The sequence below is a fragment of the Nocardia transvalensis NBRC 15921 genome, from assembly GCF_000308875.1.
GTDB classification, from domain to species: domain Bacteria; phylum Actinomycetota; class Actinomycetes; order Mycobacteriales; family Mycobacteriaceae; genus Nocardia; species Nocardia transvalensis.
Genome location: NZ_BAGL01000004.1, coordinates 88,919 through 100,862 on the forward strand (window position 1 = coordinate 88,919; position 11,944 = coordinate 100,862).

At 70.7% G+C, this 11,944-nt stretch carries 10 protein-coding genes; 7 read left to right on the forward strand and 3 right to left on the reverse strand.

What is annotated here, in order from left to right:
• The first annotated feature begins 117 nt into the window (after window positions 1–117).
• On the forward strand, window positions 118–2,229 hold the full coding sequence (locus tag ON41_RS39625) for a MinD/ParA family ATP-binding protein (RefSeq protein ID WP_085995596.1): 2,112 nt from the start codon (window positions 118–120) through the stop codon (window positions 2,227–2,229).
• Window positions 2,230–2,434: 205 nt separating this feature from the next.
• Here the strand turns inward: ON41_RS39625 and ON41_RS02790 are convergent, their stop codons facing one another.
• A complete protein-coding gene (locus ON41_RS02790) occupies window positions 2,435–3,385 on the reverse strand; it encodes a LysR family transcriptional regulator (RefSeq protein WP_083905089.1) in 951 nt (316 codons plus the stop codon).
• Between the two features lie 75 nt (window positions 3,386–3,460).
• Here ON41_RS02790 and ON41_RS02795 point away from each other — a divergent pair, with 75 nt between their 5' ends.
• The 5 genes from ON41_RS02795 to ON41_RS02815 all read left to right on the forward strand — a co-directional run bounded on the left by ON41_RS02795 (window position 3,461) and on the right by ON41_RS02815 (window position 9,201).
• Window positions 3,461–4,399 (forward strand): EamA family transporter, encoded by a 939-nt coding sequence (locus ON41_RS02795; RefSeq protein ID WP_040744978.1) that lies wholly within the window; start codon window positions 3,461–3,463, stop codon window positions 4,397–4,399.
• Window positions 4,400–4,717: 318 nt separating this feature from the next.
• Complete coding sequence (locus tag ON41_RS02800) at window positions 4,718–6,451, forward strand: hydroxysqualene dehydroxylase (protein WP_276325718.1); 1,734 nt, start codon at window positions 4,718–4,720, stop codon at window positions 6,449–6,451.
• A 50-nt stretch (window positions 6,452–6,501) separates the two neighbouring features.
• Entirely contained in the window at window positions 6,502–7,131 is a 630-nt protein-coding gene (locus ON41_RS02805) for a pyridoxamine 5'-phosphate oxidase family protein (RefSeq protein WP_040744827.1), read from the forward strand.
• 53 nt (window positions 7,132–7,184) lie between these two features.
• Complete coding sequence (locus ON41_RS02810) at window positions 7,185–8,420, forward strand: Mur ligase family protein (protein ID WP_040744829.1); 1,236 nt, start codon at window positions 7,185–7,187, stop codon at window positions 8,418–8,420.
• Between the two features lie 70 nt (window positions 8,421–8,490).
• The gene (locus ON41_RS02815) at window positions 8,491–9,201 is read left to right on the forward strand and encodes a type 1 glutamine amidotransferase (RefSeq protein ID WP_040744831.1); all 711 of its coding nucleotides are present in this window, start codon (window positions 8,491–8,493) and stop codon (window positions 9,199–9,201) included.
• A gap of 3 nt (window positions 9,202–9,204) precedes the next feature.
• Here ON41_RS02815 and ON41_RS02820 read toward each other — a convergent pair whose 3' ends face one another.
• Both ON41_RS02820 and ON41_RS02825 read right to left on the reverse strand, forming a co-directional pair.
• Window positions 9,205–9,579 (reverse strand): type II toxin-antitoxin system VapC family toxin, encoded by a 375-nt coding sequence (locus tag ON41_RS02820; protein ID WP_040744833.1) that lies wholly within the window; start codon window positions 9,577–9,579, stop codon window positions 9,205–9,207.
• Window positions 9,576–9,833 carry a type II toxin-antitoxin system Phd/YefM family antitoxin gene (locus ON41_RS02825; RefSeq protein WP_040744835.1) on the reverse strand — a complete coding sequence of 86 codons (258 nt, stop codon included), beginning with the start codon at window positions 9,831–9,833 and terminating at the stop codon, window positions 9,576–9,578. Before ON41_RS02825 ends, ON41_RS02820 begins: the two co-directional genes overlap by 4 nt.
• Window positions 9,834–10,262: 429 nt before the next feature.
• On the opposite strand from ON41_RS02825, the gene ON41_RS02830 reads away from it, so the two are divergent.
• On the forward strand, window positions 10,263–11,885 hold the full coding sequence (locus tag ON41_RS02830; RefSeq protein ID WP_040744837.1) for a GMC oxidoreductase: 1,623 nt from the start codon (window positions 10,263–10,265) through the stop codon (window positions 11,883–11,885).
• Window positions 11,886–11,944 lie beyond the last annotated feature (59 nt).

Sequence of the window (11,944 nt, forward strand, 5' to 3'; positions counted from 1 at the left end):
CCGCGCCCACGGTGCGGACCTGGTCGGCCACGGCACGGGCATCCGGCCAGCGTGCTAGCTTTGGAGTGCATTCAGCGCCGAGCTCTCTGCTCGAAAACCCGAGCAGATGGGGGAAACGTGACACCTAACGACAATTCGACTTCACCACCCTGGTTGCAGCAGAACCACGGCGTGGACGTGGCCGCCGAGCAGGACGACCCGATCTCGAAGCCGGCGCGCGACGATGAGGCGGACGACGCCGGAGTGGCTCAGGCCGAACCGGATTCGCCCGCGCCGACCGACACCGAGCCCTCCGACGACGATGCGGCGGACGAATCCGAGCAGGCGGCGGGCATTTTCCCGCCCGTGCCCGATTCGATCGAGCACACCACGTTCCAGCCGCAGTTCGGCCAGGAACAGCAGGGTCCCTACGCGCCGCCGCCCCCCGGCTTCGGCCCCGAGGGCCAGTTCGCGCCGCCCGGACCGTATCCGCCGAACCCCGGCTTCCCGACCGGTTCGTATCCGACACCGGAGCAGGGCCAATTCGCCCCGCCCCCAGGTGGTCCCAACGAATACGGCCAGTTCGCGCCTCCGGGGGAGCAGGGGCAGTTCCCGCCGCCCGGCCAGTTCCCGCCGCCGCCCGGCGGTCCGAACGAATACGGGCATTTCGCACCTCCCGGCGAACAGGGGCAGTTCCCGCCACCGGGAAATCCGAACGAGTACGGGCAGTTTCCGCCGCAGGGCGGTCCGAACGAATTCGCGCCGCCACCGGGACAGTTCTCGACGCCGCCCGGCGATGTCACCGAGCACTTCTCGTCCGCGCCCGGCGGGCCGGGCGAGCAGGGCGCGTTCCCGCCGGCCTACGGCGAGGTGCGCCAGGAGATCGGCGCCGACGGCATGGTCCGGCGGGTGCACGACGAGGACCAGCCGCCCGCGCCGCCGAGCCCCGAGCATTCGGGTGGTGGCGAACAGTTCAGCTGGGCTCCGCCGCCGCTACCCCCGCAGCCCCAGCACTCGCCTCCGCCGCAGCAGTCGTATCAGCAGCAGCAGCCGCCGCAGCAGCACGGTCAGGACAACTGGCAGGGCGGTCCGCCGCAGCACGTCGGCCAGGACAACTGGCACGGCGGTGCGCCGCAGCAGCAGTCGCAGCCGCCGGCGGGTTTCCAGCAGCAGCATCCCGGCCTGCCGGGCCAGTCGATGAACGACCTGAATCTGCTCAAGCGGTCGCGGCGCTCACCGCGCAGCGGCTGGCGCAAGGCGGTGCACAAGGTCACCGGCGGCACCATCAATCCCGGTGAGGCGCCCGCCGATATCGTGCGGCGCGAACTCGTCGACCGGGTGAACCAGCCGGTCCGCGGGGACTACCGGATCGCGATCCTGTCGCTGAAGGGCGGCGTCGGCAAGACCACGACCACGGTCGGCCTGGGCTCGACGTTCGCGTCGTCGCGCGGCGACCGCGTGATCGCCATCGACGCCAACCCGGACCTCGGCACCCTGGCCCATCGGGTGCCGCGGCAGACCCGCTCCACGGTCCGAAACCTGTTGGAGGACCAGCACATCAGCCGCTACTCGGACGTGCGGGCGCATACCTCGCAGGCGCCGAGCCGACTGGAAGTGCTTGCCAGCGAACAGGATCCGGCGGTCTCGGAGGCGTTCAGCGAGGCCGACTACCGGCGCGCGATCAACATCCTGCAGCAGTTCTACAACATCATCCTCACCGACTGCGGCACCGGCCTGATGCATTCGGCCATGAAGGGCGTGCTCGACCTGGCCAGCTCGCTGATCCTGGTGACCTCGCCGGCGATCGACGGCGCCCGCAGTGCCTCGGCCACGCTGGACTGGCTGGAGCACCACGGCTACGGCAAGCTGGTGGAGCGAACGGTGGTGGTGGTCAACGCCTCTCGCCGCGGCGCCTCCACGGTCGACCTGGACCAGCTGCGCAAGCTGTTCCTGGACCGCACCCGCGCCGTCCAGGTGGTGCCGTTCGACGATCACCTCGCCGAGGGCGCGGAGATCGACCTGGAGCTGGTCGGCAAGCCGACCCGCACGGCCCTGCTGGAGCTGGCCGCCATGGTCGCCGACGATTTCGGCTACCACGTCCCGCAGCCTCCTTTCCCGGGCCCGCACACCCAGTACTCCGGGCCGCAGAACCAGTACCCCGGTGGGCAGGGCGGTCAGTACCCGGGCGGGCCGGGCCAGTACCCGGGTCAGGATCCCTACCCGAGTTTCGACCGCTACCGCGGCCAATAACACCGTCCCGCAACGATTTTCGAGGCGGCCCCCGGCACTGTCCGGGGGCCGCCTCGTCGTTAGGCGGGTGCCGCCTCGCCGCCCGTGCACATCGGCCAAGTGCGGGTGCCGCCCGTGCAGGTAGTCGGCGCGATGCGGTGTCGTGTGGCCGCCCGTGCGGGTAGTCGGCGCGATGCGGTGCCGTGTGGCCCGTTGGCGCGGATGGTCAGCGCGTGGTGCGGCGGTCGGCGGGGGCGGTGACCGTGGTGGCGGCGGTGTGGAAGGCGTCGAGGACCGTGGCGATGGCGGGGCGGTTCTCGGCGTGCGGGCGGGTGACCAGCTCGTAGAGGCGGGCGGCGCGGACGCCGGCCAGGCGTAGCACCGCCAGTTCGGGGTGGCGGACCGAGAAGCGCGGCATGAGCGCCACCCCGTACCCCGAGGCGACCAGTTCCTCGATGACGAGAAAGTCGTTGAGCCGCTGCGCGATTCGCGGCTGAACGCCGGTGACGGTGGCGATCGAGCGCAGCACGTCGTCGACGGGGAAGCCGCCGCGCACGCTCAGCCAGGTCTCGTCGGCCAGTTCGGCGGGTACCACCGCGCCCTGTCCGGCCAGCCGATGACCCGGCGGGACGACGACATCGATCGGCTCCCGCATCAGCACCCGCGTATCGACCCGCGGTCCCGCGACGGACGGCGCGCGCTCGTCCCGGTGGGTGAGGACCACGTCGTAGTCGGCGAGCAGCCGCGGCACCCCGGTCGGCGGCACGTCCTCGTCGCGGGCGAACACCTCGACGCCGCTGTCGGCCAAGGCGGCCAGGACCCGCGGCAGCAGTAGCGCGGCGCCGGACGGGAACAGCGCGACCCGCACCTGTCCGCGCGGCGAGCGCCGGTACAGCGCCATCTCGGCGACCGCGCGCTCCATGGCGGCCAGCACATCGTCCGCGCGGACCACCAGCGCCCGGCCCGCGTCGGTCAGGCGCACCCGCCGCCCGTCGGGTTCCAGCAGCGGCACTCCCGCCTCCCGGGCCAGCACTTTCAACTGCTGCGACACCGCCGAGGGCGTCATCGACAGCGCCCGCGACACCTCCGCGACCGTCCCGCGATCCGCCAGCTCGCGCAGGATGCGCAGCCGCTCGATGCCCAGGGACGCGCCGCCGTCCGCCGTACCGCTGTCCATTATTCAGTTCTACTACATCGATGGTCCATATATATTCGATTGTTCTTATCAGTTGCCGACTTCATGATTGTCGGCGTGAGTAACCGTGACCGCCTGCTCGGACTGGCCGTGGTCGTGTTGTGGGGGCTGAATTTCCTGGCCCTGCACGTCGGCCTCGAGCATTTCCCGCCGTTCTTCTTCGCCGCGCTGCGGTTCGCCGTGCTGGCGGTGCCGGTGGTCCTGCTGGTCCCGCGGCCGCGGGTGCCCTGGCGCTGGCTGCTGCTGTACGGCGCCGGATTCGGGATCGCCCAGTTCGCGTTCCTGTTCACCGCGATGCGCGCGGGGATGCCGACCGGCCTCGCCTCGCTGGTCCTGCAGTCCTCGGCGCCGTTCACCGTGGTGCTGGGCGCGCTGTTCCTGCGGGAGCGGCTGCGCGGGACGCAGATCCTGGGCCTGGCGGTCGCGGTGGCGGGCATGGTGGTGATCGGCTGGGACCGCGCCCAGCACGCGGCGCTGCTCCCGGTGCTGCTGACCCTGGCCGCCGGGCTGGGCTGGGCATTCGGCAATATCGGCTCGCGCCTGGCGGCGGGCGGCGGCGAGCGGGTGGATCCGCTGCACCTGGCCCTGTGGATGGCGGTCGTGCCGCCCGTCCCGATGTTCGTGCTGTCGGCCTTAGCCGAGGGTCCGGCGGCCGGCCCCCGCGCGGTGCTGGAGTCGTTCTCCGCGAGCGGCTGGCCCGCCCTGGTCGCCCTCGCGTACACGGCGATCCTCGCGACCGTGGTGGGCTCGGGCCTGTGGACCTACCTGATGGGCCGTTATCCCGCCGGCGCGGTCGCCCCGCTGACCCTCCTCGTACCCGTGGTGGGAATCGGCGCCGCCTGGGCCTTCCTCGGCGAACAGCCGTCCGCACTCTCCCTGATAGGAGCCGTCGTGGTCATCACAGGCGCCTCCGCCGCAACCTCCGCCCGCCGCCCCGGCCCCCTCACAGAACGCGCGGCCGCACCCGCCACCCCGGAACCGGCGCTCAGCAGATAGCTCGCGACAGGTACCGCCATGAGGACGAGCCGAACGGGTGGAGCTAGCAAATAGCCCACGGCGGCACTGGCCGTGGTGCCATGAACTAGTCCACGACGGGCACCGGTACAGGTGGCGAGCCGGGCGGGTGCAGCCACAAACCGCCACGGCGGGCACTGGTGGCGCGGCGGTAGAGCTGGGTGGGTGGGCACAGAAAGCCTGGGCGGGCCGGGATTTCGTACCTGCCGGACCCAGGGTCGGGGCCGAGCGCCTACAGTGAGCGCGGCGTGGAAGGTCCGGTAGATGGCAGAACGGCAGGGGGCCCTCTCGCGGAGAACGATGCTTCGCGGGACGGCAGGCGTGGTAACGGCGGGGATGGCGGTCGGCGCGACGGCGCTGCGCCCGGGACGGGCGAGGGCGGACGCGGGCAGGCGGGTCGCGGTGTTCGGCGGCGGCGTGGCGGGCCTGACCGCCGCGCACGAACTGGCCGAGCGCGGCTTCGAGGTGACCGTGTACGAGCGGCGGGCGCTGGGCGGTAAGGCCCGCAGCATCCCGGTCCCGGACAGCGGCCGCGACGGCCGCCCCGACCTGCCCGGCGAGCACGGATTCCGCTTCTTTCCCGGCTTCTACCACCACATTCCGGATACGATGCGGCGAATTCCGTTCCCCGGCAACCCGAATGGCGTGCGGGACAATCTGGTCCCGGTGGCCGAGGTGCGGTTCTCGCGGCAGGGCAGCGACGACACCGTTGTGCCGATGCGCTCCGGCGGTGGTCGCGGCTGGTCCACTCCGGACGACTTCCGGCAGACCGTGGGCTCGGTGATCGCCACCTCGACGCGCATGCCGATGACCGACGCCGCCTACTTCGCGAACCGGCTGCTCGTGTTCAACACCAGTTGCGACGCCCGCCGCTTCGGCCAGTGGGAGAACCTGTCATGGCGCGATTTCGTCGGCGCCCACGACCGTTCCGCGGAATTCCGGGCTCTGCTGTCGCGCACGCTGACCACGCTGCTGGTCGCGGCGAAGGACGAGCTGGCGAGCACCCGCACCATCGGCGCCATGGGCGAGCAGTTCCTGGGGAACCCGCTCGAGATCGCCAACGACGGCCCGCTGGACCGGGTGCTGAACGGCCCGACCAACGAGGCGTGGATCGATCCGTGGGTACGGCTGCTGCGCGAGCTGGGCGTGCGATTCGTGACCGGCGAGGTGCGCGGGCTGACGGCGCGCGGCGGGCGCGTCACGGGCGCTCGGGTCACCGACGGATCCGGGGCCGAAAGTACCGTGGCCGCAGACTATTTCGTGCTGGCGGTGCCGGTCGAGGTGGCGCGCACCCTGTGGAGTCCCGAAATCCTCGACGCGCAACCGGAATTGGCCGCGCTGGACGATCTGGTCGTGGACTGGATGGCCGGTATCCAGCTGTACCTGCGGCGTCCGGCCCAGATCGCGCGCGGACACACGGCCTACGTCGATTCGCCGTGGTCGCTGACCTCGATCGCGCAGAATCAGTTCTGGTCCCGCACAACGCTTTCCGGCTACGGCGACGGCGCGGTGCGGGACTGCCTGTCGGTCGACGTCTCCGACTGGAACACCCCCGGCCCGCTGTTCGGCAAGCCGGCCAAGGAATGCACCCGCGACGAGATCGCCCGCGAGGTGTGGGCGCAGCTGCGGGGCCACCTGAAGGGCGCCGCCGAACTGCGCGACGAGGACCTGCACTCGTGGTTCCTCGATCCGGGCATCTCCTGGGACGCCGGGAACCGCCGCAACAGCAATGCCGATCCGCTGCTCATCAACACCACGGGCTCCTGGTCGTCCCGCCCGCAGGCGCACGGCGCACTGGAGAACCTGTTCCTGGCGGGCGATTACGTGCGCACCGATATGGACCTGGCCACCATGGAGGGTGCGAGCGAGGCCGCCCGCACCGCGGTGAACGCGCTGCTCGACGTGGCCGGATCCGGCGCCGAGCGCTGCCGGCTGTTCACGCTGTACCGCGCCGCGGAGCTGGAGCCGCTGCGCCGACAGGACGCCGGTCGGTACGCGGCCGGACAGCCCAACCTCTTCGACGGTCCGATCTGATTGCTCACAAACCCCTGGCTTCGCACGGTGATCCGCAGTTCAATCGGAGGATGAGCGAGATCACGAACGCCGCCGAGCTGCGTGAGCTGCTCGGCGAGCCACACCCCCGCGCGGCCGACAAGGAACGCGTCGCCCTGCATCCGCGCGACCGGCAGTGGATCGCCACCGCACCGTTCGTGGTGCTGGCGACCAGCGACGCCGACGGCAACTGCGACGCCTCCCCGAAGGGCGACCCGGCCGGCTTCGTCCAGGTCATCGACGACACGACCATCGCCATCCCCGAGCGCCCCGGCAACCGGCGCGCCGACGGCTATCTCAACATCCTGTCGAATCCCCATGTGGGCGTGATCTTCCTCATCCCGGGCCGCAACGAGACGCTGCGCGTCAACGGCCGCGCCCGCCTGGTCCGCGACGCGCCCTACTTCGACGACATGATCGTCAAGGGCCACCGCCCGATCCTGGCCGTCGAGGTGGCCATCGAGCAGATCTTCTTCCACTGCGCCAAGGCGTTCATGCGCAGCAGCCTGTGGAAGCCGGAGGGCTGGCCGCAGGACGATCTGCCGGGCGCGGCGCGCCTCGCCAAGGAGGTGCAGACGAACCTCACCGAGACCCTGGAACAACTGGAAGAGCGTTACGCCCCGGCGAACTACGAGAAACTGCTCTACAGCACCGGTGGGTAGCGTCACGCGACACCGCGCGCGCATTCCCGGCGCACCACCAATAAACTCGCGGCGTGGCAGACATCTCGGTGCGCGGACGGCTCGCGCTGCGTGCGGCGGCGACCGCGTCGTGGGCCTCGCAGAAGGCCGGTCGCGGTAAGGGGTCCATGATCGGCGGCCTGATCGCGCTGCTGATCGACCCCGAGCTGATGACGCAGCTGGGTCGCGGGCGGCGCACGGTGCTGGTGACCGGCACCAACGGCAAATCCACCACCACCCGGATGACCGCGGCCGCGCTCGGCACCGTGGGCCGGGTCGTGACGCAGGCCGACGGCGCCAATATGGACGCCGGTATCGTGGCCGCGCTGAGCACCGACCGCGCCGCGCCGCTGGCGGCGATCGAGGTGGACGAGCTGCACCTGCCGCACGTCGCCGACGCGCTGAACCCGGCCGCGGTGGTGCTGCTGAACCTGTCCCGCGACCAGCTCGACCGGGTCGGCGAGATCAATATGATCGAGCGCAAGCTGCGCGCGGGCATGGCCCGGCATCCGGATACCGTCCTGATCGCCAACTGCGACGACGTGCTGATCACCTCCATCGCCTACGACCATCCCAATGTGGTGTGGGTGGCCGCGGGCAGCGGCTGGGCCGTCGACGCCACCAGTTGCCCGCGCAGCGGCGAGCCCATCGTCTGGGAGGGCACGCACTGGCGCAGCACCGGCGCCGACTTCCACCGGCCGGAGCCGGACTGGTGGGTGGACGAGGAACACCTGCACGGCCCCGACGGCGTGAAACTTCCGCTGCGCCTTGCCCTTCCGGGCCGCGCCAATCGCGGTAACGCCGCCCAGGCCGTGGCGGCCGCGGTCGCGCTGGGCGTGCGCCCGGACGCGGCGGCGGAGGCGACCGGCACCGTGCGCGAGATCGCCGGCCGGTACCGCAGTGTCGAGGTCGGCGACCACAGCGCGCGGCTGCTGCTGGCCAAGAATCCGGCCGGCTGGCAGGAGGCGCTGTCCATGATCGACCCGGCCGCAACGGGTCTGGTGATCGCGGTCAACGGCCAGGTGCCCGACGGCGAGGACCTGTCGTGGCTGTGGGACGTGCGATTCGAACACTTCGAGGGCACCCAGGTAGTGGCCGCGGGGGAGCGTGCCACCGATCTGGCGGTGCGCCTGACCTACGCCGGCGTCGAGCACACCACGGTCCCGAACCCGTTGCGCGCCATCGCCTCCTGCCCGCCCGGGCAGGTGGAGGTGCTCGCCAACTACACCGCGTTCCGCGACCTCAATCGGGATCTGGAGGCCCGGGCATGAGCGACGCGACCGGAGGCGGCAGCCTGCGTAACCACGGAGGGAGCCGGGAATGCCCGAGAGGACACAGCGCATGAGCGAATCCACCGTCCGTATCGGCTTGGTCTTGCCCGATGTGATGGGCACCTACGGCGACGGCGGCAACGCGGTCGTGCTGCGGCAGCGGCTGCGGCTGCGCGGCCGGGACGCCGAGATCGTCGAGATCACCCTGAACGACCCGGTGCCCGAATCGCTGGACGTCTACCTGCTCGGCGGCGCCGAGGATTCGGCGCAGCGGCTGGCGACCCGCCACCTGCAGCGCTACCCGGGCATGCAGCGTGCCGCCGCGAAAGGCGTTCCGGTGCTGGCGATCTGCGCCGCGATCCAGGTTCTCGGGCACTGGTACGAGACCTCGGGCGGCGAACGGGTCGACGGCGTCGGCCTCTTCGACGTCACCACCGCCCCCCAGCGCGAACGCTCCATCGGCGAGGTGGCCACCACCCCGCTCGTCCCCGGCCTCTCCCAGCCCCTCACCGGCTTCGAAAACCACCGCGGCGGAACCACACTCGGCCCCGAGGCCACCGGCCTGGCCCGCGTCACCCGCGGCGTGGGCAACGGCGTCGGCGACGGCCTCGAGGGCGTCGTCCAGGGCTCGGTCATGGGCACCTACATGCACGGCCCCGCCCTGGCCCGCAACCCCGAACTAGCCGACTACCTCCTCCTCCGCGCCCTGGGCGTCGACGAGTTGGAACCCCTCGACCTCCCCGAGGTAGACCAACTCCGCCGCGAACGCCTACGCGCCTGAGCCTCAGGCGTCGAGTATCGCGACCTCGTACTTCCGGCAGTACGGATCCCCGGTCACCAGCGTGAGATTCTCGCATCGGGCCTGCGCGACCAGAATGCGGTCGAACGGGTCGCGATGGTGCAACGGCAACCGCCCCGCCGCCATCGCGTGGTGATGCTCGATGGCCAGCGGGAAGAATCCGCTGTCGCGAATACGCTCCGGCAGGTCGGCAGGGCCGTCGAGCTTGCCGATGGCCTGTTTGATCGCCACTTCCCAGACGGTCGCGGAGCTGATGTACACGTCGGGCTCGTGGTCGAGCGTGTCCTTCAGGTCGTCGGAGAGTGCCGGATCGTCCGCGAGCCACCACAGCACCACATGCGTATCCAGCAGCAGGCTCACGGCAGCATCCCGAAGTCGCGGGCGATTCCGGAATTCGTCTCCTCGGAATCCCAGTCGCCCTGGAGCGTGAGTTGCCCGCGCAGGGAGCCGCGGCCGGTGCGGTCGACACGGCGCACCAGCGGCACGACCTTCGCCACCGGGTGTCCCGCCCGGCTGATGACGATCTCCTCGCCGTGTTCCACCCGCTCGATGATGCGTGACAGGTGCGTCTTGGCTTCGTGGATGTTGAATTGTTCGGCCGCATTACCCGACATGACGCCTCCTTAGCTAAGAGGTTAGTCCATCGGTGGTGTGACGGCACCCTTCGTTGTCCCCGACGGCGCACCTCGTTGTTCCCGACGGCATACCTGTATGTTCCTGGCGGCATCCTTCTTTGTTCCCGGCGGCTGCCCCCTCCTGCTCCCGGCGGCTGCCCCCTCCTGCTCCCGGCGGCTGCCCCCTCCTGCTCCCGGCGGCTGCCCCCTCCTGCTCCCGGCGGCTACCCCTCTCTTGTTCCCGGCATGCTTTTGGCCGGGAACTCACCTGTGGATTCCGGCCGAAAGCCCGCCGGAAAACGCGGGTCGAGCTGATCATTGCTTATAGCAAGGGGCTATTTGTTTGCGTGGTGAGTACTCCCGATTCTGTTGAGCGCGTTGGTATCTCCCGGTAGTCTCGCGCGCGTTCATGCTGATGAAGGAGTCCGGGTGCGCAGACGTGCCTTTATGAAGGCCGCCGGGACGGCGGCGTTGCTGGGCGCGGCGGGTGCTGCGTACGGGGCCGGGGCGGCCGCGGCCGATCCGGTCTGGGACGAGCTGTTCCGGGGGTGGGTGCCGGAGATCTTCGCACCGCTGCCGGATCCGCCCGAGCATTCGCCCGCCATCGTCGTGGGCTCCGGGTTCGGCGCCGCGGTGGCCGCGCTGCGGCTGGCCGAGGCGGGCATCGCGAATACCGTGCTGGAGCGCGGATCCCGCTGGCCCAACGATCCGCAGCGGGAGATCTTCACCGGTGACGACCTGCCGGACGGGCGGGGCTTCTGGCATCGCACCAGCTTCACCGGAGTCACCAAGGTGCCCATGCACTTCGGCTCCTTCGGCGGCGTCCTCGACGTCACCGAGTTCTCCGGTATCGACGTGTGGCGGGCCGCGGCGGTGGGCGGCGGATCGGTCGTCTTCACCGGCGCCATGATCGCCCCCGAGCGGCGCTGGTTCGACCAGATCTTCGGTGGCACAGTCGCTTACGACGAGATGGACCGGGTGTACTACCCGCGGGTGCGGCAGCAGCTGCGGCTCGACCCGCTGCCGCCGGATCTGTACGCCGCGGCCCCGTTCAGCCACTCGCGGCGCTGGGACGAGCAGGCCCGCAAGGCCGGATACCAGCCGCAGGCCAACGACTCCATCTTCAACTGGGATATCCTGCGCGCCGAATTGTCCGGCGCCAGTAGGCCTTCCGCGACCGCCGCGCGCAGCAATCTGGGCAACTCCAACGGCGCGAAGTTCGATCTCAACCAGAACTACCTGAAATACGCCCAGGACACCGGCAAGTCGGGGGTCTACCCCGGCCACCGCGTCGACACCATCGCCCAGGACCCCTCGGGCCGCTACGTGGTGACCGTGACCAAGCTGGCCCCCACCGGCGCCGTGCTGGCCACCCGCACCCTGACCTGCGATCGGCTGTTCCTCGGCGCCGGCTCCGTCGGCACCACCGAACTGCTGGTGCGCGCGCAGGCCACCGGCGCGCTGCCGCATCTGAACGAGCACATCGGGGACGGCTGGGGCACCAACGGCGACGTCGTCCTCGCCCGGGTCGACAATTCGCTGTCGGGCACCGGCCAGGGCGTGCCGAGCGCCAGCCGCGTCTTCGACGACTCCGGAATGCCGCTGACGCTGGAGAGCTGGTTCATCCCCGGTATCCCACTGGAGACCGGCGCGCTGGCCTCGCTCGGCATGGTCCTCGACCCCACCCGCGCCCGCATAGGCTTCGACGCCGCCCGCAACGCCGCCGCGCTGAGCTGGCCGCGCGCCGCGCAGGATCAGGTGGTGGAGGCCTGCCGCGCCGTCGACCACCGGATCGCCGAGCGCTCCGGCGCCGTCTTCGACTACGTCACCCCGCTCGGATACGACGCCAACGCCGTCTTCACCGCCCACCCGCTGGGCGGGGCCGTCCTCGGCCGCGCCACCGACAACTACGGGCGTGTCGAGGGACATCCGGGGCTGTACGTCGTCGACGGCGCCGCGGTTCCGGGCAGTACCGGCACGGTGAATCCGTCGCTCACGATTACCGCACTCGCCGAACGTAATATGGAAGCGATCGTGCGCGCCGGTAAGTGAATTCGTATTTCGCCGAACCGATTGTGCGGTGTGCCGTGTGCGGGAGGCGCAATTGTGAC